The following is an 18407-nucleotide window of genomic DNA, read 5'->3' on the forward strand; positions in this document are numbered from 1 at the left end:
GGCGGCTAAACCGGCATCCCTGCCGGTTTACCCCCCAAATCCCTGTCGAATTCCGGCCAGCGTGGTTTAACGGGGCGCCTAAGATCAAAAGCAGATCAAGATCAAGAGCGGCTCGCTTCGCATCGTGATTACCGTTGAGCTAACAGAGTTATGTAGATACCTATGCTGCGATGGCGGTGGGTCAGCTACCTATAAGCTAACTGGCAGGCCGCTATCGCAGGCAAGCCAGCTCCCACATTTGGATATTCGTCAGGCATAAAAAAAGGCCACCCGAAGGCAGCCTTTCAAAACTAAAGAAAGAGAGTTGTTACTTACACCGCCGCAACGGGACGCATGTAAGAGATCGGTGCGGTGCTGGCATCTTCGAAGGTCACGACTTCCCAAGCGTCTGTCTGCTCAATCAACTTGCGCAGCAGCTGGTTGTTAAGGGCGTGGCCCGACTTGAAGCCTTTGAACTCGCCTATCAGGCTATTGCCCAGCAGGTAGAGGTCACCGATTGCATCGAGGATCTTGTGCTTCACGAATTCGTCTTCGTAGCGAAGGCCGTCTTCGTTCAGTACACCATCCGCGTCGACCACAATGGCGTTTTCCACGCTGCCGCCGAGTGCGAGGTTGTGCTTGCGCAGGTACTCGATGTCACTCATGAAACCAAAGGTACGGGCGCGGCTGACTTCTTTTACGAACGAAGTGCTGGAAAAATCCACGCTTGCACTTTGGGTGCGGTCACGGAATACCGGGTGATCGAAATCGATCTCAAAGCTCACTTTAAAGCCTTCGAACGGGACGAAGGTGGCGCGCTTGTCGCCGTCTTCTACTGTCACTTCCCGCAGAATGCGAATGAACTTCTTGGCTGCGTCCTGTTCTTCCAGGCCGGCAGATTGAATCAAGAATACGAAGGGGCCAGCGCTGCCATCCATGATCGGGACTTCGGACGCGGAGAGCTCGACGTAGGCGTTATCGATGCCCAGGCCAGCCATGGCCGAGAGCAAGTGCTCCACCGTGTCCACTTTGACGTCACCGTTGACCAATGTGGTCGACATAGTGGTTTCGCCAACGTTTTCCGCGCGAGCAGGAATCTGCACCACAGGGTCCAGGTCGGCACGCACAAACACGATGCCGGTGTCGACAGGTGCAGGCTTGAGGGTCAGGTATACCTTCTCCCCGGAGTGCAGACCTACACCTGTGGCACGAATAATATTCTTCAGGGTGCGTTGTTTAATCATGGCTTGGACCGCTTCAGCGCAAATTGCGAACTGGTATCAACAAAGGCTGGCGATAATAGCAGACCAGACCTTTGCTGAACACCAATCACCTTCATAGCCCTGATACATTCCATTAATCGGCCTGACGACGCAGGAATGCCGGGATGTCCAGGTAGTCCAGGTCATCTTGCGGATTCGGGCTACGGGACGCCGCAGCACCGGCCTGAGCCTGGTTGCGCATCACGGTCGGACGGTCCAGGTCACGGTAGTTGACCGACGGCAGTTCCTGGCGAGCAGGGGCTGGAGCGGCAGCTGCCTGGCTGGCCTGGCTGGTGTGCAGGGTGTTGTCGATGACCTTCACAGGCTTCTCGATTTTTGCACCCAGGCCGGTAGCAACCACGGTTACATGCAGCTCATCGCGCATGTCCGGATCAATAACGGTACCGACTTTGACCATGGCGTGCTCGGACGCGAAGGCTTCGATGATGCTACCCACGTCGGAGTACTCACCCAGGGATAGGTCAGGACCGGCGGTGATGTTCACCAGGATGCCGCGTGCACCTTGCAGGTTCACGTCTTCGAGCAACGGGTTGCGGATGGCCGCTTCGGTGGCTTCGCGTGCACGGTTCGGACCGCTGGCGCAGCCAGTGCCCATCATCGCCATGCCCATTTCGCTCATCACAGTACGTACGTCGGCAAAGTCGACGTTGATCATGCCTGGGCGCTTGATGATGTCGGAGATACCGCGAACGGCACCGGCCAGTACATCGTCAGCCTTGGCGAACGCGGACAGCAGGCTGGCATCCTTGCCCAGGATGGTCAGCAGTTTCTCGTTGGGGATGGTGATCAACGAGTCGACGCTTTCAGACAGCAGACGGATACCTTCGTCGGCGATCTGCATGCGCTTGCGGCCTTCGAACGGGAACGGACGCGTCACGACAGCAACGGTCAGAATCCCCATTTCCTTGGCCACTTCGGCAATGATCGGTGCAGCACCGGTACCGGTACCGCCGCCCATGCCAGTGGTGATGAACACCATGTTGGTGCCTTGCAGCACTTCGGCAATACGCTCGCGGTCTTCCAGGGCGGCTTGACGGCCGACTTCCGGATTGGCGCCAGCGCCGAGGCCTTTGGTCACCGCGGTGCCCAATTGCAGGATGGTCCGCGCGCCGATGCTTTTGAGCGCCTGGGCATCAGTGTTGGCGCAGATGAACTCAACGCCTTCAATGTTGCTCTTGACCATGTGGTTGACAGCGTTGCCGCCGCCACCGCCGACACCGATTACTTTGATAACCGGGCTAGCGGGGATGTTGTCTACGAGTTCGAACATGTTCCCTCTCCTTTCATTTTCTCTAGTTTTTTCGCCTACTGCTTATTGCGGGTGCTGCGGTGTCGCGGTAAATCTTTAGAAATTGCCTTTTACCCAAGCCTGCAGCCGCTCGAACAACGGCGCTTTCGCCTCGTCGTCGCTGCGGTAGCTGTCACGGATGCTCGGGCCCGACAGGGAAATGCCGTCGGTCTGCTTTTGCAGCCCGTACAACAGCAAGCCCACACCGGTGGAATAAATCGGGTTACGTACCACGTCGCCCAGGCCTTTGACGCCATGAGGCACGCCCAGGCGCACCGGCATGTGGAAGATCTCTTCGGCCAGTTCGACCGCGCCTTCCATCTTCGAGGTGCCACCGGTCAACACGATGCCAGCCGGGATCAAATCTTCGTAGCCGCTGCGGCGCAGTTCAGCCTGGATCAGGGTGAACAGCTCGTCGTAGCGTGGCTCGACTACTTCGGCCAGGGCCTGGCGCGACAGCTCGCGAGGTGGACGGTCGCCCACACTTGGCACCTTGATGGTCTCGCCGGCACCGGCCAGCTTGGCCAGGGCGCAGGCGTAGCGGATCTTGATTTCTTCGGCGTACTGGGTCGGTGTGCGCAGCGCCATGGCGATGTCGTTGGTGACCTGGTCGCCGGCAATCGGGATCACGGCGGTGTGACGGATCGCACCCTCGGTGAAGATCGCGATGTCGGTGGTGCCGCCGCCGATGTCCACCAGGCACACGCCCAGTTCTTTTTCGTCGTCAGTCAGGACCGAGTAGGCCGAGGCCAACTGCTCGAGAATGATGTCGTCGATTTCCAGGCCGCAGCGACGCACGCATTTTTCAATGTTCTGTGCGGCGTTGACGGCGCAGGTCACCACGTGGACCTTGGCTTCCAGGCGAACGCCCGACATGCCCAGGGGCTCGCGCACGCCTTCCTGGTTGTCGATCACGTAGTCCTGCGGCAGGGTGTGCAGCACGCGCTGGTCCGCCGGGATCGCCACGGCCTGGGCAGCGTCGAGGACGCGCTCAAGGTCGGCCGAGCTGACTTCACGGTCGCGGATCGCCACGATGCCGTGGGAGTTCAGGCTGCGGATGTGGTTGCCAGCCACGCCGACGAACGCCGAGTGAATCCGGCAACCGGCCATCAGCTGCGCTTCTTCGATAGCGCGCTGGATCGACTGCACAGTGGACTCGATGTTCACCACCACGCCCTTCTTCAGGCCCCGGGACGGATGCGTGCCAATACCGACGATTTCGATCGCGCCGTCTTCCCCGACCTCGCCCACCAGCGCCACCACCTTGGAGGTGCCGATATCGAGACCGACGATCATTTTGCCGCTTTGCACGTTTGCCATGGGTCCTGCCTCTTCTTAATTCTTCGCGACAGCGGGTTGTGCTGCCGTGGGCGCAGCCGGTGTACGCCAGCCGACGGCCAGGCCGTTGGCGTAACGCAGGTCGACGCTCGCAATGTTCGTAATCTGTTCTTTCAAGGTTTTTTCATAGATGGCAATAAAGCGGCGCATCTTTTCCACCAAGCGGTCGCGTCCCAGCAACAACTCGATGCCCGGGCCGGAACTGCCTGCCCCGGTCGTCAAAAACCAGCTGCCCCGCTCACGCAATTCCAGGCGTGCAATGGAGAAGCCCAATGGCCGCAGCATCTGGCTCAAGGCCTGGTACTGCTGCATCACTTGCTGCTGCGCCCGCTGCGGCCCGAACAGCTGCGGCAGGTGTTCATAGTTGGCCAGCTCACGCGGGGTGAACGCCTGGCCCTGGTTGTTCAACAGCGCTCCATCGCCCCAACGGGCCACGGGCAGTTGTTCTTCCAGGCGGATCGTGACCTGGTCCGGCCATACCCGGCGAACTTCGGCGTGGGCGATCCACGGCATCTGTTCCAGCTCCGAGCGCATGCCAGCCAGGTCGATGGTAAAGAAGCTCGCCGCCAGGTATGGGCCGATGCGCTGCTGTACCGCTTGCTGGCTGATGTAGCTCAAGTCGCCCTGCACGCTGATCTTGGTGATCGGCCGGTCGGCATACGGCAACAGACGCTGCGCGCCTTCGTACGTGCCAAAGCCCAGCACCACCAGCAGCACCGGCCAGAACAGCGCCTTGATAAAACCAAAGTTGGCTTTTGGCAGGCGCGCCGACATCGGCTCTTTAGCCACCATTCGGCTTGCACCCCGTGGCACCGGCTTGCGGCTCGGTGCTTGTGGGGGCTGATGACGAAGCGATGCGCCGTTCATGTCTTTAGCCTCTTGGCTCAATGCTGTCGGCCAGGATCGCCAGTACTAACTGCTGGAAATCCAGACCGGCGGCACGGGCAGCCATGGGAACCAGGCTGTGATCAGTCATGCCCGGTGCGGTGTTGACTTCAAGGAACCAGAAATTCCCTTGGTCATCCTGCATCACGTCTGCCCGCGCCCAACCGGCGATACCCAGCGCCTCACAGGCTTTCGCCGTGAGGTCCATCAATTCCTGTTCCTTGGTTGCTTCGAGCCCACACGGGATCCGGTACTGAGTATCGGAAGCCAGGTACTTGGCGTCGTAGTCATAAAAGGTGTGGGGCGTGCCCAAAGCGATGGGCGGCAATACCTGGCCACGCAGGGTGGCGATGGTGTACTCGGGACCGGAAATCCACTGTTCCACCAACACTTGCGAATCGTAGGTACTTGCCGCTTTCCATGCGTCGATCAATTCGGCGGCCGAGTTCACTTTGGCCATGCCGATACTGGAGCCTTCATGGGCTGGTTTGACGATCAAAGGCAGGCCCAGTTCCTTGGCCGCAGAAATACAATCGTCTTCACTGCACAGTACGGCGTGACGTGGGGTCGGAATGCCCAGGCTGTGCCACACCTGCTTGGTGCGCAACTTGTCCATCGCCAAGGCCGACGCGAGGATGCCGCTGCCGGTGTAAGGGATGCCGGCGCATTCGAGCAGGCCCTGCATGCTGCCGTCTTCACCGCCGCGGCCGTGAAGAATGAGAAAGGCACGGTCGATCTTCTCGGCCTGCAGGCGGGCAAGGAAGTCATCGCCCACATCGATACCGAACGCGTTCACGCCAGCACTTTGCAGCGCCTCAAGCACCGCATTGCCGGACTTGAGCGACACTTCGCGCTCGGCGCTCTTGCCGCCGAACAACACGGCCACGCGACCGAAGTCGGCAGGCGCAAGGGTGGAAAACAGGGAGCCGTAATCAGTGGTCATTTCGACTTCCCCTTGGCGGCGGCTGCAAACAGCGGGCTCGCCAGCAATTTGGGCGCAAGGCCACCGATATCACCGGCGCCCTGGCACAGCAGGATGTCACCGGCACGCAGCAGCGGCTTGACGATAGGCGCCAGGTCCACGCCACGCTCGATGTAGATCGGGTCCAACTGGCCGCGCTGGCGGATGCTGTTGCACAGCTTGCGGCTGTCAGCGCCCGGGATCGGTTCTTCACCGGCCGGGTAGACTTCCATCAGCAGCAGCACGTTGGCATCGGCCAGTACATTGACGAAGTCGTCGTACAGGTCGCGGGTGCGGCTGTAGCGGTGCGGCTGGTACACCATCACCAGCCGGCGCTCCGGCCAACCACCGCGTACGGCCTTGATAACGGCCGCAACTTCGGTCGGGTGGTGGCCGTAGTCGTCCACCAGCATCACGTCACCGCCTTCGACCGGCAGTTGGCCGTAGACCTGGAAGCGACGGCCCACACCGGCAAAGCGCGACAGGCCCTCGACGATGGCTTCATCGCTGACGCCTTCATCGGTGGCAATGCAGATGGTCGCCAAAGAGTTCAGCACGTTGTGGTTGCCCGGCATGTTCACCGACACGTCCAGCGGCTCGCGATCGGGGCGCAGCACGGTGAAGAAGGTTTGCATGCCTTCCTGGCGCACATTGATTGCGCGCACGTCGGCGTCTTCGCTGAAGCCGTAGGTCACGGTAGGGCGTTTGACCTGGGGCAGGATTTCACGCACCACCGGATCGTCCAGGCACACCACCGCCAACCCGTAGAACGGCAGGTTGTGCAGGAAGTCGACGAAGGTTTTCTTCAACTTGTTGAAGTCGCCGTCGTAGGTCGCCATATGGTCTTCGTCGATGTTGGTGACGACGGCGACCAGCGGTTGCAAGTGCAGGAAGCTCGCGTCACTTTCATCGGCTTCGGCGATCAGGTAGCGACTGGTGCCCAGCTGGGCATTGGTGCCAGCTGCATTCAGGCGGCCACCGATGACGAAGGTCGGGTCCAGGCCACCGGCGGCGAACACCGAGGCGATCAGGCTGGTGGTGGTGGTCTTGCCATGGGTACCGGCCACGGCGATGCCGTGGCGATAGCGCATCAGCTCGGCAAGCATCTCGGCACGCGGTACCACAGGGATACGGCGCTCAAGGGCGGTGGCCACTTCCGGGTTGGACGTGTTCACGGCGCTGGACACCACCAGCACGTCAGCTTCGGCGGCGTTCTCGGCACGGTGGCCGATGAAGATCTGTGCGCCAAAGGACTTCAGGCGCTCGGTGACCGGCGACTCTTTCAAGTCCGAGCCGGACACCTGGTAGCCCAGGTTCAGCAACACTTCGGCAATCCCGCACATGCCCACGCCACCGATACCGACGAAGTGAATACGGCGGATGCGGCGCATCTCGGGTTGCGGCATGGCTTTCTGATTCTCAACCATGGGCCACCTCCAGGCAGATATCGACCACGGTGCGGGTTGCGTCAGGTTTGGCCAGGCGGCTTGCGGTGCTCGCCATGCTGTTGAGTCGTTCCGGTTGCATCAAAACCTCGGTCAGGCGTGCGGCCAAATCGGCGGCGCCAGTCGTTCTTTGCGGCAGCAGGAAGGCAGCGCCCTCCCCGGCCAAATATTCGGCGTTGCGGGTCTGGTGATCGTCGATGGCGTGGGGCAAAGGCACCAGCAAGGACGGCAGACCGGCGGCCGCCAGTTCACTGACGGTCAGCGCACCAGCGCGGCAGACCACCAGGTCGGCCCAGCCATAGGCTTGGGCCATGTCTTTGATGAAGGGCTGTACATTGGCCTCTACACCGGCCTCGCGATAACGCGCGGCGGTGACTTCATCGTGGTTCTTGCCGGCCTGGTGGAAGATCTCCGGGCGCACATCCTCAGGAAGTTGCGCAACGGCTTCAGGCAGCAATTTATTCAGCGGCTCGGCGCCCAGGCTTCCGCCCAGGATCAGCAGGTGAGCCTTGCGCCCCGCCAGCGCGTCACGCGCAATGGCCATGAACAGCTCGGTACGCACCGGGTTACCGGTGGTGCGAAGCTTGTCGGAGGCGGCGAAGGTTTTCGGAAAGGCTTCACACACCCGCGCAGCCAATGGCACCAGCAGGCGGTTGGCAGTACCGGCGACGGCGTTCTGTTCATGGACGATCACCGGCACGCCCGCAAGTTTCGCCGCAACGCCACCAGGGCCTGTCACATAACCGCCAAAGCCGAGCACACACACCGGCTTCAACTCGCGAATGATCTTGCGCGCCTGCATGACCGCCTTGAGCAACACGAACGGCGCCTTGAGCAATGACAACTTGCTCTTGCCGCGCAACCCGGTGACGTTGATCAAATGCAGCGGCAAACCGGCATTGGGCACCAATTCGTTTTCGATGCCACGGGGCGTACCCAGCCAGTGCACGGTGTAGCCACGGTTCTGGAATTCACGGGCGCAGGCCAGGGCCGGGAACACATGCCCCCCGGTACCGCCCGCCATGATCAGCACGTTAGCGCCCATGAGTCGGCTCCTCGGCGAAGTCGCTCTCGCTGAACTCCATCTCTTCGCTGCCCAGATGGGTGCGACTCTCCCACTCGATACGCAGCAACAACCCGAGACAGGCGCAGCAAATCACCAACGAGCTGCCGCCGTAACTGAGGAACGGCAAGGTCAGGCCCTTGGTCGGCAGCAGGCCGACGTTCACACCGATGTTGATCAGGAACTGGCCGATCCACAGGAAGGCCAACCCATAGGCAACGTAGGCGGCGAAGAACTGCTTGGCCTTCTCGGCCCACAAGCCGATGTACATGGCGCGCACACAGACGAATACAAACAGTGCCACGGTGCACAGCGAGCCCACCACACCCAACTCTTCGGCCAATACCGAGAACACAAAGTCGGTGTGGGCTTCCGGGAGGTAGAACTGCTTCTGCACACTGTTGCCCAGGCCCACACCCAGCCACTCGCCGCGACCGAAGGCAATCAGCGCCTGGGTCAACTGGTAGCCGGAGCCGAACTGGTCGGACCAGGGGTCGGTAAAAGTAATCAGACGCGCCATTCGGTAGGGTTGCGCCTGCACCAGGATGGTCACGGCCGCCACCGCCAGCACCACCATCAAGGTGAAGCGGAACAGCCCGACACCACCCAGGAAGAGCATCGCGGCGGCGGCGCCCATCATCACGACCGTGGCCCCGAAGTCGGGCTCCATCAGCAGCAGACCAGCCATGGGCAGCAGCACGATGAACGGCTTGAAGAAGCCCATCCAGCTTTCGCGTACTTCTTTCTGACGGCGCACCAGGTAACCGGCGAGGTAGATCACCACGAACACCTTGGCGATTTCCGAAGGCTGCACGTTGAACGCGCCGAAGCCGATCCAGCGCATCGAACCGTTCACCTCGCGGCCAATGCCCGGGACGATCACCATGACCAGCAAGCCGAACGCACCGATCAGCATCAGCCAACCCAGGCGCTGCCAGGTGGCAATCGGAATCATCATGGTGACGATGCAGGCGCCCAGGCCGATCACCAGGTACACCAGGTGGCGGATCATCATGTACAGCGTGTTGCCCGACTGCACGGCAGCCACTTCGGAGGACGCCGAAGTGATCATCACCAGGCCCAGGCCGAGCAGCGCCAGGCAACCGGCGAGCATAGGGAAATCAAGGTCAATGCCGCGCCCGGTAATGATCGGCGACGGGTATGGCTTGATGATGTTTCTCAGGTTGAGGCTCATGCCAAAGCCTCCACGGCGCGGGCGAACAGTTGGCCGCGCTCTTCATAGTTCTTGAACATGTCGAAGCTGGCGCACGCGGGCGACAGCAACACCGCATCGCCAGGCTGGGCCAGGGCTTTGCTCTGGGCAATGGCATCGTCCAGGGAAGCTGCGCGTACTTGCGGTACAGCGTCACCGAGGGCGGCGGCGATCAGGTCCGAATCGCGGCCCATCAGCACCACGGCGCGGCAATGGGCGGCCACTGGCGCTTTAAGGTCCTTGAAGTCGGCGCCCTTGCCATCACCACCGGCGATCAGCACCAGCTTGCCGTCGATATCGGCACCCAGGCCTTCGATGGCCGCCAGGGCTGCACCGACGTTGGTGGCTTTGGAGTCGTTGTAATAGCTGACGTCATTGAGGTCGCGCACCCACTGGCAGCGATGCTCAAGCCCGGCAAACGTGCGCAGGCTCGCGAGCATGGCGTCGAATGGCAGGCCAACTGCGTGACCGAGCGCCAAGGCCGCCAGGGCATTGGACTGGTTGTGTGCGCCACGGATTTTCAGTTCGCGTACCGGCATCAGGTTCTGGAATTCGAACGCCAGGTACTTCTCGCCGTTCTCTTCACGAATGCCGAAGCCTTTGAAGTCCGGTTTGCCCAAGCCGAAGGTCCAGCAGGGCATGCCCTCGCCCATCAGCGGACGGCTCAGGGCATCCTGGCGGTTAACGACAAATTGCCTGGCGCCCCGGAAGATCCGGTGCTTGGCCAGGTGATAAGCCGGCAGGCCGCTGTAGCGGTCCATATGGTCTTCACTGACGTTCAATACCGTCGCCACTTCAGCGCCGAGGTCGTGGGTGGTTTCCAGCTGGAAGCTCGACAACTCCATCACATACAGCTCGACGTCGTCGCTGAGCAGGTCCAGCGCCGGCACGCCAAGATTGCCGCCGACGGCCACACGCTTGCCCGCCGCCGCGGCCATCTCGCCGACCAGGGTGGTGACGGTGCTTTTGGCGTTGGAACCGCTGATGGCCACGATCGGCGCCTTCGCGTTGCGTGCGAACAGGTCGATATCGCCAGACAGCTTCACGCCACGGGCCGCAGCCGCTTGCAGGGCCGGTGTCGCCAGGGCCAGGCCCGGGCTCACGTAGAGCTCGTCGGCACGGCACAGAAACTCGACATCCAGCTCGCCACAACGCACTTCCACGTGCGGGTAGTCACGGCGCAGCGTGACCAGCTCCGGTGGATTTTCCCGCGTATCGGCCACGGCAAACGACGTGCCCCGGTTCGCCAGGAAGCGAACCAGGGACATGCCGCTCTTGCCGAGGCCGACAACGATGCGGAAGTGGTCTGAAGCGATCAGGGACACTCGTTTCTACCTCAGTTTCAGGGTGGCAAGGCCGACTAGTACCAGAATCACGGTGATGATCCAGAAGCGGACAATCACGCGTGGCTCAGGCCAGCCCTTGAGTTCAAAGTGGTGGTGAATTGGCGCCATGCGGAACACGCGGCGCCCGGTCAACTTGAAGGACGCCACCTGGATGACCACCGACAGGGTTTCCATCACGAACACACCGCCCATGATGAACAGCACGATTTCCTGGCGAACGATCACCGCGATGGTGCCCAGGGCGGCGCCCAGCGCCAATGCGCCGACGTCGCCCATGAAGACTTGTGCCGGGTAGGTGTTGAACCACAGGAACCCCAGGCCGGCACCGATCAAGGCGCCGCAGAACACGATCAACTCACCGGCGCCCGGTACATAGGGAATCAGCAGGTATTCAGCGAATTTCACGTTACCCGAGAGGTAGCAAAAGATGCCGAGCGCACCGCCCACCATCACCGTCGGCATGATCGCCAGGCCGTCGAGGCCGTCGGTCAGGTTCACCGCGTTGCTGGAGCCGACGATCACGAAATAGGTCAGCACCACGAAGCCGACACCCAGAGGAATGCTCACATCCTTGAGCATCGGGATGATCAAGGTGGTTTCCACGGCACTTGGCGCGGTGGTGTACAGGAAGATCGCAGCAGCCAGGCCGAACACCGACTGCCAGAAATACTTCCAGCGGCTTGGCAGCCCCTTGGAGTTTTTCTCGATCACTTTGCGGTAGTCATCCACCCAGCCGATGGCACCGAACAGCAGGGTCACCAACAACACCACCCACACGTAGCGGTTATGCAGATCGGCCCACAGCAAGGTACTGACGCCGATGGACGACAGGATCAGCGCACCGCCCATGGTCGGCGTGCCGGACTTGGACAGGTGCGACTGCGGGCCGTCGTTACGAACCGATTGACCAATTTGCAGGTTCTGCAGGGTGCGGATCATCCACGGCCCCAGGAACAGTGACAAAGACAGCGCGGTCAGCACACCCAGGATCCCGCGCAGGGTCAGGTACTGGAAGACCGCGAAGCCTTTGTGGAACTGTTGCAGATACTCAGCCAGCAGCAGCAGCATTAATGTTTCTCCGTACTTGAGCCACACAAGGCTGCGACGACGTTTTCCATCACCGCGCTGCGCGATCCCTTGATCAAAATGGTTGTGTGTTTGTCATGTTCAGCCGCCGTCAACGCCTGGATCAGCTCGGCCTGGCTCGCGAAATGCCGCGCGCCAGGGCCGAAAGCGTTGACCGCATGGGCCATGTTTGTGCCAACGGCGTAGAGCGCGTCCACTTTGCCGGCGGCATAGGCGCCGACTTCACGGTGGCCTTGTTCAGCCCAATCGCCCAATTCACCGATATCGCCCAGCACCAGTACCTTGCGCCCATCAAAACCTTTGAGCAGGTCCACAGCGGCATTGATGGAAGACGGGTTGGCGTTGTAAGTGTCATCAATCACGCGCATGCCGTTGCCAGCCAGTTGCGCCACGGTGCGGCCCTTCACCGGCTGCACCGCGCCCAGGCCGGTGGCAATACCGAACAGCGACACACCCAGGGCATGGGCGGCAGCGGCGGCGGCCAAGGCGTTGGCGACGTTGTGGTTGCCCAGCAGGTTCAACTGCACGTGCTCATCACCTTGCGGGGTGTGCAAAGTGAAGGACGGGCAGCCACGGGCATCGACATTGATGTTGGAGGCGTGGAAATCGGCTGCGGCATTCAGCACTGCAAACGTCAGGACCTTGCGACCGGCGGCGCGTACACGCCAGGTCTCGAAGGCCTTGTCATCCAGGTTCAGTACCGCAGCGCCCGAGGCGTCGAGCCCCTCAAGAATTTCGCCCTTGGCTTCGACGATTTTTTCCGGGCCGCCGAACTCACCGACATGAGCGGTACCGGCGTTGTTGATGATCGCCACGTGAGGCTGGGTCAGCGCCACGGTGTAGGCGATTTCGCCGATGCGCGAAGCCCCCAGTTCAATCACTGCCGCCGTGTGTTCCGGGGCCAGTTCGAGCAGGGTCAGCGGTGCGCCGAAATCATTGTTCAGGTTGCCACGGGTCGCGAGTACCGGCCCGCGCGTACGCAAGACGCCGGCAAGCAGTTCCTTGACCGTAGTCTTGCCGCTGGAACCAGTAATGGCCGCCACCGGCTTATCAAAAGCGGCACGGTTAAGCGCACCCAGTTGGCCCAGGGCCAGGCGGGTGTCGGCTACCAGCAATTGCGGCAAGGCAGAATCGGCCACTTCACGCTGCACCAAGGCACCGACGGCACCTTTGGCGGCAACGTCGTTGAGGTAGTCGTGACCATCGAAACGCGGGCCGGCCAGGGCGACAAACAGCTGCCCCGGCTGGATGTTACGACTGTCGATGCTGACGCCGGTGAATGTGCAGTCGCTCGACAGCACACGGGCCGACAGGGCCTGGGCCAGTTCGCTGAACGTCATCGCCTTAAGCATGGGCGACCTCCCAGGCGGTCAGGGCCTGATCCGCCTCGACCAGATCGGAGAAGGCATGGCGTTCACCGTTGATTTCCTGATAGTCCTCGTGGCCTTTACCCGCGAGCACCACTACGTCGTCCGCGCCGGCACTGGCGATCAGTTGGGCAATGGCGGCGCCGCGACCAGCCACAAACGTGACCTTGGAGGCGTCTTTGAAACCGACACGGATGTCGTCGAAAATCTGGCTCGGGTGTTCGCTGCGCGGGTTGTCGTCGGTGACGAGTACGCCATCGGCCAAGCGCTCGACAATTTCGGCCATCAACGGGCGCTTGCCACGATCGCGATCACCGCCGCAACCGAACAGGCAAAGCAGTTTGCCTTTGGCATGTGGGCGCAGGGCTTCGAGGACTTTTTCCAGGGCATCCGGGGTGTGGGCGTAATCGACCACCACCAACGGTTGCGTGCCGCCACCCAGGCGCTGCATGCGACCGGCCGGGCCTTCCAGCTTCGGCAATACCCGCAGGATTTCATCCAGGGCGTAATCCAGGCCCAGCAGTGCACCGATAGCGGCGAGCACGTTGCTCAGGTTGAACCGCCCGAGCAAGGTGCTGCGCAAGTGGTGCTCGCCCTGCGGCGTCACCAACGTGGCGCGCACGCCTTCATCATTGAATTGGGCTTCGCGGCAGTACAGGTAGGCACTGGCATCTTGCAGGCTATAGCTGATCAGGCGCGCGTCGCTCCCTTCGCCCGCCAGTTGGCGGCCGAATGCGTCGTCGAGGTTGACCACCCGGCACTTCAGGTCATTCCAGGCAAACAGCTTAGCCTTGGCGGCGGCGTACGCCTCCATGGTGCCGTGGTAGTCGAGGTGATCGCGGGACAGGTTGGTCATCACGGCCACGTCAAAAGCCAGTGCGGTGACACGCCCTTGGTCCAGGCCATGAGAAGACACTTCCATGGCTACCGCCTTGGCGCCGGCCTTTTTCAGGTCGGCCAGGGTCGCTTGTACGGCAATCGGGTTTGGCGTGGTGTGCAAGCCGCTTTGCAGCGCGCCATAGAAACCGGTACCCAGGGTGCCGACGATGCCGCAGTGCTGACCCAGCAGGTCCAAAGCCTGGGCAACCAACTGGGTCACACTGGTCTTGCCGTTGGTGCCAGTCACGCCCACCAGGTTGAGTTGGCGGCTCGGGTCACCGTAGAAACGCCCGGCGATGTCGGACAACTGCGCTGCCAGGCCCTTGACCGGAATCAACGGCACATCGGTGATCGGCAGCACGGTGGCGCCTTCCACTTCATACGCGACCGCAGCCGCACCGCGCTGCAGGGCATCGGCAATATGCGCACGGCCATCGAGCTTGCCGCCAGGTACCGCCAGGAACAGGTCACCGGCGCGTACATTACGGCTATCCAGGGTCAGCTCACGAATCAGCAGATCGTGGCCGGCATGGGCAAAAATCTTGTTCAGGCTAAGAGACATCAGCCGCGCCCTCCATTGGCTTTGACAGCGGCAGCCGGTGGACCAGCGTTGGCTTGTTGCGTCGGCGGCAGGTTGTCCGGCGTGATATTCATCAAGCGCAGGGTGCCGGACATCACTTTGCTGAACACCGGCGCCGAAACCAGGCCACCGAAGTAGCCGGCTTTACTAGGCTCGTCGATGACCACGACGATGGCGTAGCGAGGGTCGCTCATCGGGCCGAAGCCGGCGAACAGCGAACGGTAGGAGTTTTCGGCATAGCCCTTGGTGCCCACCGAGGTCTTACGCGCCGTACCGGACTTGCCAGCAACGTGGTACGCCGGCACCTGGGCGCGGAATACGCCACGCGGTGCCTCGATCACTTGTTGCAGCATGCCTTGCATGGTCTTGGCGACGTTTTCCGGGATCACTTGGGTGGCTTTTGGCGCTTCGTCGACGTGGATCAGGCTCAGCGGAACCATACGGCCATTATTGGCCAATACCGAGAACGCGTGGGCCAACTGGATGGCGGTCACCGACAGGCCGTAGCCATAGGAAAGCGTGGCAGTCTCGGCTTTTCTCCACTCGCGGTAGTTCGGCAGGTTACCGACCCGCTCGCCCGGGAAGTCGAGGCCGGTGGGTTGCCCCAGGCCGATCTTTTGCGCCAGGTGATAGATGGTCTCGCCGCCGATATCGAAAGCAACCTTGCTCATGCCGACGTTACTGGAGTTGATCAGGATGCCGGTCAGGTCCAGCACTGGCCCCTCGGTGCGGGACACGTCACGAATGGTGTACTTGCCCAACTGCAAGGTGCCTGGGTAAACCTCGACCTTGTCGCTGGGTTTCCAGCGGCCGGTTTCCAGGGCAGCACTCATGGAGATGGCTTTCATGGTGGAACCGGGCTCGAACACGTCGATCATCGCGCGGTTACGCATCATCGCCGGCTGCAGGTTGCGACGGTTGTTCGGGTTGTAGGTCGGCTGGTTGACCATGGCGAGGATCTCGCCAGTCTTCACATCCATAATCACCAGGCTGCCGGCCTTGGCGCCGTTCTCGATGATCGCGTTACGCAGTTCGCGGTTGGCCAGGTATTGCAGGCGCAGGTCAATCGACAACGCCAAGGGCTTGCCAGCCTTGGCGTTCTTGGTGACCTGGACGTCCTTGATCAGCCTGCCGCGCCGATCCTTGATGACCTGACGCTTGCCCGGAACCCCAGCCAGCCATTCGTCATAGGCCAGTTCGACCCCTTCGCGGCCGTGGTCATCGATGTCGGTGAAACCCACCATGTGCGCGGTGGTTTCACCGGCCGGGTAGAAACGCCGAAATTCCTCGATGCCGTAGACGCCGGGGATTTTGAGATCGAGCACTTGCTGGCCTTGCTCAGGGGTAAGCCCGCGAACCAGGTAGATGAATTCTTTATTGGCCTGGGCTTCCAGGCGTTCGGTCAGGGCCTTGCGGTCCTGCCCGAGGGCAGCGGCCAGTTCAGGCCACTTGTCCTTGGCAACTTGCAGCTCTTTGGCGTTGGCCCACAGGGTGGTCACCGGGGTACTGACGGCCAGAGGCTCGCCGTTACGGTCGGTGATCAGGCCACGGTGCGCAGGAATCGGGATGTGCCGCAGGCTGCGGGCATCACCCTGGCCGATCAGGAAGTCGCGGTCGACGACCTGAAGGTCGAAGATGCGCCAGACGATCGCGCCCACCATCAATGCCAGCAAGCCCAGCATCAGGCGGAAGCGCCATGGGTAGAGTGCCCCTTCGAGTTTCATCATGGCGCCACCATGCGAACTTCAGCCGCGCCTGGGATGTGCATCTTCAACTGTTCGGTAGCCAGCACTTCGATACGGCTGTGGGCCGTCCAGGTGCTTTGCTCAAGAATCAACCGGCCCCATTCTGCCTGGGCTTTGTCGCGCACGCTCAATTCCCCGTAAAGGGTATTGAGCAACTGACGGTTCCAGTGGGAGCTGTAGGACACCGCAATCGCGGACACCAGCACGCCGACAAACAGCAGCAACATAAAGAAGCTGCCGCCCGGGAGGGGCTTGGCGAAAAGCTTGCTCACCGCAATTTCTCCGCAACACGCATGACGGCGCTACGGGAACGTGGGTTGGCCTTGAGTTCGGCTTCGGAAGCGAACTGCGCTTTGCCATGGATTTTGATTTTCGGCACGAAGGCTTCGAAACGCACCGGCAGGTTACGCGGCAGGTTATCGGACTCGCCCTTTACCAGACGACGCATGAAGAGTTTGACGATGCGGTCTTCCAGGGAGTGGAAGCTGATCACCACCAGGCGACCGCCCACTTCCAAAGCATCCAGAGCGGCTTCGAGGCCGGCTTCCAGATCGCCCAATTCGTTATTAACGTGAATGCGCAACCCTTGGAATGCGCGGGTGGCCGGGTTCTTGCCTTTTTCCCAGGCAGGGTTGGCGACCTTCAGCACTTCGGCCAGGTCAGCGGTGCGTTCAAACGGCTGGATTTCGCGGCGCTCGACCACGGCACGCGCCATTCGACCGGCGAAGCGCTCTTCACCGTATTCCTTGAACACACGGGCGATTTCTTCTACCGGCGCGGTGGCGATGAATTGTGCGGCACTGACCCCACGAGTGGGATCCATACGCATATCGAGGGGGCCGTCGTTCATGAAGCTGAAGCCGCGCTCCGGGTCGTCGAGCTGTGGCGAAGACACGCCCAGGTCGAGCAGAACCCCGGCCACCTTGCCCGCCATACCGCGCTCGGCAACTTCGGCACCCAGCTCGGCAAAGCTGCGCTGCACAACGACAAAGCGGCCGTCTTCGGCCGCTAGCGCTTGCCCGGTGGCAATCGCTTGAGGGTCTTTGTCGAACCCGAGGAGTTTGCCGTCGGACCCGAGCTGGCTGAGTATCAACCGGCTATGCCCGCCCCTGCCGAATGTGCCATCGACATAGCAGCCATCGGCACGTACGGCGAGAGCCTCAACGGCTTCGTCAAGCAGTACGGTGATGTGGTTAAAGCCGCTATCAATAGTCACAGGATCAAATCACGCAGTTCATCAGGCATGGCGCCCGGTTGTTGAATAGCAGCCAGGTCCGCTGCAGACACAGCATCCCAGGCATCTTCGTCCCACAATTGGAACTTGTTCAGTTGGCCTACCAGCATTGCGCGCTTGTCGAGCCTGGCGTACTCGCGCAGTCGCGGCGGCACCAGGAAACGACCGCTGCCATCGAGCTCAAGGTCGACGGCATTACCGATCAGCAAACGCTGGAGGCGGCGGTTTTCTTCACGCAATGAAGGCAGCGCGCGCAACTTGGTTTCAATCAACTCCCACTCGTCGAGGGGGTAAACACATAAACAGGGGTCAACGGCGTCAATCGTGATGATTAACTGCCCTGAACTTCGCGAAATGAGCTCGTCACGATACCGGCTCGGCATGGCGAGACGGCCTTTTGCATCGAGACTGATAGCGTTAGCTCCGCGAAACACAGATGCGTTTCTCCAAATTTTAGCGTTTTACGTTCAAAAAACCCACTTTGTGCCACTTTCCGCCACTTGCGCACACTATAGGAATGCGCCCACCACACCGTCAAGGCGCGTATTCAAGGAAAAGCCTTACAGAACGGAGATTTAGGAGTGCAAAAGGAGGAGAAACGAGAGTTTGGCGATGTTTTTGACTCAACAATGGCAAATAGCTCAGAGAGCTAGAGGCTAAAGTTAAAGTAATTTATTAAGAGTAAGATTTTTTTGGTATTACGAAGATGCATCTG

At 61.1% G+C, this 18407-nt stretch carries 16 protein-coding genes; all 16 read right to left on the reverse strand.

Annotated elements, in window-relative coordinates; translation table 11 throughout:
* Window positions 1–311 precede the first annotated feature (311 nt).
* Complete coding sequence (gene lpxC, locus JJD66_RS03425; RefSeq protein ID WP_003171886.1) at window positions 312–1223, reverse strand: UDP-3-O-acyl-N-acetylglucosamine deacetylase; 912 nt, start codon at window positions 1221–1223, stop codon at window positions 312–314.
* Between the two features lie 112 nt (window positions 1224–1335).
* Window positions 1336–2532 (reverse strand): cell division protein FtsZ, encoded by a 1197-nt coding sequence (gene ftsZ, locus JJD66_RS03430; protein WP_003188685.1) that lies wholly within the window; start codon window positions 2530–2532, stop codon window positions 1336–1338.
* 75 nt (window positions 2533–2607) lie between these two features.
* On the reverse strand, window positions 2608–3870 hold the full coding sequence (ftsA, locus tag JJD66_RS03435) for a cell division protein FtsA (RefSeq protein WP_003188682.1): 1263 nt from the start codon (window positions 3868–3870) through the stop codon (window positions 2608–2610).
* 15 nt (window positions 3871–3885) lie between these two features.
* Complete coding sequence (locus JJD66_RS03440) at window positions 3886–4755, reverse strand: cell division protein FtsQ/DivIB (protein WP_105225802.1); 870 nt, start codon at window positions 4753–4755, stop codon at window positions 3886–3888.
* 4 nt (window positions 4756–4759) lie between these two features.
* On the reverse strand, window positions 4760–5716 hold the full coding sequence (locus tag JJD66_RS03445; RefSeq protein ID WP_014716974.1) for a D-alanine--D-alanine ligase: 957 nt from the start codon (window positions 5714–5716) through the stop codon (window positions 4760–4762).
* Window positions 5713–7161 (reverse strand): UDP-N-acetylmuramate--L-alanine ligase, encoded by a 1449-nt coding sequence (murC, locus tag JJD66_RS03450; RefSeq protein WP_003188677.1) that lies wholly within the window; start codon window positions 7159–7161, stop codon window positions 5713–5715. The genes JJD66_RS03445 and murC overlap by 4 nt, the downstream gene beginning before the upstream one ends.
* Window positions 7154–8224 carry an undecaprenyldiphospho-muramoylpentapeptide beta-N-acetylglucosaminyltransferase gene (murG, locus tag JJD66_RS03455; RefSeq protein WP_003188675.1) on the reverse strand — a complete coding sequence of 357 codons (1071 nt, stop codon included), beginning with the start codon at window positions 8222–8224 and terminating at the stop codon, window positions 7154–7156. The genes murC and murG overlap by 8 nt, the downstream gene beginning before the upstream one ends.
* On the reverse strand, window positions 8214–9437 hold the full coding sequence (gene ftsW, locus JJD66_RS03460; RefSeq protein ID WP_003188673.1) for a putative lipid II flippase FtsW: 1224 nt from the start codon (window positions 9435–9437) through the stop codon (window positions 8214–8216). The genes murG and ftsW overlap by 11 nt, the downstream gene beginning before the upstream one ends.
* The gene (gene murD / locus JJD66_RS03465; RefSeq protein WP_034126339.1) at window positions 9434–10780 is read right to left on the reverse strand and encodes a UDP-N-acetylmuramoyl-L-alanine--D-glutamate ligase; all 1347 of its coding nucleotides are present in this window, start codon (window positions 10778–10780) and stop codon (window positions 9434–9436) included. The genes ftsW and murD overlap by 4 nt, the downstream gene beginning before the upstream one ends.
* A gap of 6 nt (window positions 10781–10786) precedes the next feature.
* Window positions 10787–11869 (reverse strand): phospho-N-acetylmuramoyl-pentapeptide-transferase, encoded by a 1083-nt coding sequence (gene mraY / locus JJD66_RS03470; protein ID WP_003188670.1) that lies wholly within the window; start codon window positions 11867–11869, stop codon window positions 10787–10789.
* A complete protein-coding gene (locus JJD66_RS03475; protein ID WP_200647586.1) occupies window positions 11869–13239 on the reverse strand; it encodes a UDP-N-acetylmuramoyl-tripeptide--D-alanyl-D-alanine ligase in 1371 nt (456 codons plus the stop codon). The genes mraY and JJD66_RS03475 overlap by 1 nt, the downstream gene beginning before the upstream one ends.
* A complete protein-coding gene (locus JJD66_RS03480) occupies window positions 13232–14695 on the reverse strand; it encodes a UDP-N-acetylmuramoyl-L-alanyl-D-glutamate--2,6-diaminopimelate ligase (protein WP_200647587.1) in 1464 nt (487 codons plus the stop codon). Before JJD66_RS03480 ends, JJD66_RS03475 begins: the two co-directional genes overlap by 8 nt.
* On the reverse strand, window positions 14695–16437 hold the full coding sequence (locus JJD66_RS03485; RefSeq protein WP_019816949.1) for a peptidoglycan D,D-transpeptidase FtsI family protein: 1743 nt from the start codon (window positions 16435–16437) through the stop codon (window positions 14695–14697). Before JJD66_RS03485 ends, JJD66_RS03480 begins: the two co-directional genes overlap by 1 nt.
* On the reverse strand, window positions 16437–16730 hold the full coding sequence (gene ftsL / locus JJD66_RS03490; protein ID WP_200647588.1) for a cell division protein FtsL: 294 nt from the start codon (window positions 16728–16730) through the stop codon (window positions 16437–16439). Before ftsL ends, JJD66_RS03485 begins: the two co-directional genes overlap by 1 nt.
* On the reverse strand, window positions 16727–17674 hold the full coding sequence (gene rsmH, locus JJD66_RS03495) for a 16S rRNA (cytosine(1402)-N(4))-methyltransferase RsmH (protein WP_003188661.1): 948 nt from the start codon (window positions 17672–17674) through the stop codon (window positions 16727–16729). The genes ftsL and rsmH overlap by 4 nt, the downstream gene beginning before the upstream one ends.
* Entirely contained in the window at window positions 17671–18126 is a 456-nt protein-coding gene (mraZ, locus tag JJD66_RS03500; protein WP_004371993.1) for a division/cell wall cluster transcriptional repressor MraZ, read from the reverse strand. Before mraZ ends, rsmH begins: the two co-directional genes overlap by 4 nt.
* Window positions 18127–18407 lie beyond the last annotated feature (281 nt).

This window comes from Pseudomonas sp. MF6751 (genome assembly GCF_016613265.1).
GTDB classification, from domain to species: domain Bacteria; phylum Pseudomonadota; class Gammaproteobacteria; order Pseudomonadales; family Pseudomonadaceae; genus Aquipseudomonas; species Aquipseudomonas fluorescens_BV.

Coding starts and splice junctions, on each gene's coding strand:
- lpxC (WP_003171886.1), bottom strand. CDS start 1,223: ATGATTAAACAACGCACCCTGAAGAATATTATTCGTGCCACAGGTGTA.
- ftsZ (WP_003188685.1), bottom strand. CDS start 2,532: ATGTTCGAACTCGTAGACAACATCCCCGCTAGCCCGGTTATCAAAGTA.
- ftsW (WP_003188673.1), bottom strand. CDS start 9,437: ATGAGCCTCAACCTGAGAAACATCATCAAGCCATACCCGTCGCCGATC.
- murG (WP_003188675.1), bottom strand. CDS start 8,224: ATGGGCGCTAACGTGCTGATCATGGCGGGCGGTACCGGGGGGCATGTG.
- murC (WP_003188677.1), bottom strand. CDS start 7,161: ATGGTTGAGAATCAGAAAGCCATGCCGCAACCCGAGATGCGCCGCATC.
- JJD66_RS03475 (WP_200647586.1), bottom strand. CDS start 13,239: ATGCTTAAGGCGATGACGTTCAGCGAACTGGCCCAGGCCCTGTCGGCC.
- JJD66_RS03480 (WP_200647587.1), bottom strand. CDS start 14,695: ATGTCTCTTAGCCTGAACAAGATTTTTGCCCATGCCGGCCACGATCTG.
- ftsA (WP_003188682.1), bottom strand. CDS start 3,870: ATGGCAAACGTGCAAAGCGGCAAAATGATCGTCGGTCTCGATATCGGC.
- JJD66_RS03485 (WP_019816949.1), bottom strand. CDS start 16,437: ATGAAACTCGAAGGGGCACTCTACCCATGGCGCTTCCGCCTGATGCTG.
- JJD66_RS03440 (WP_105225802.1), bottom strand. CDS start 4,755: ATGAACGGCGCATCGCTTCGTCATCAGCCCCCACAAGCACCGAGCCGC.
- JJD66_RS03445 (WP_014716974.1), bottom strand. CDS start 5,716: ATGACCACTGATTACGGCTCCCTGTTTTCCACCCTTGCGCCTGCCGAC.
- mraY (WP_003188670.1), bottom strand. CDS start 11,869: ATGCTGCTGCTGCTGGCTGAGTATCTGCAACAGTTCCACAAAGGCTTC.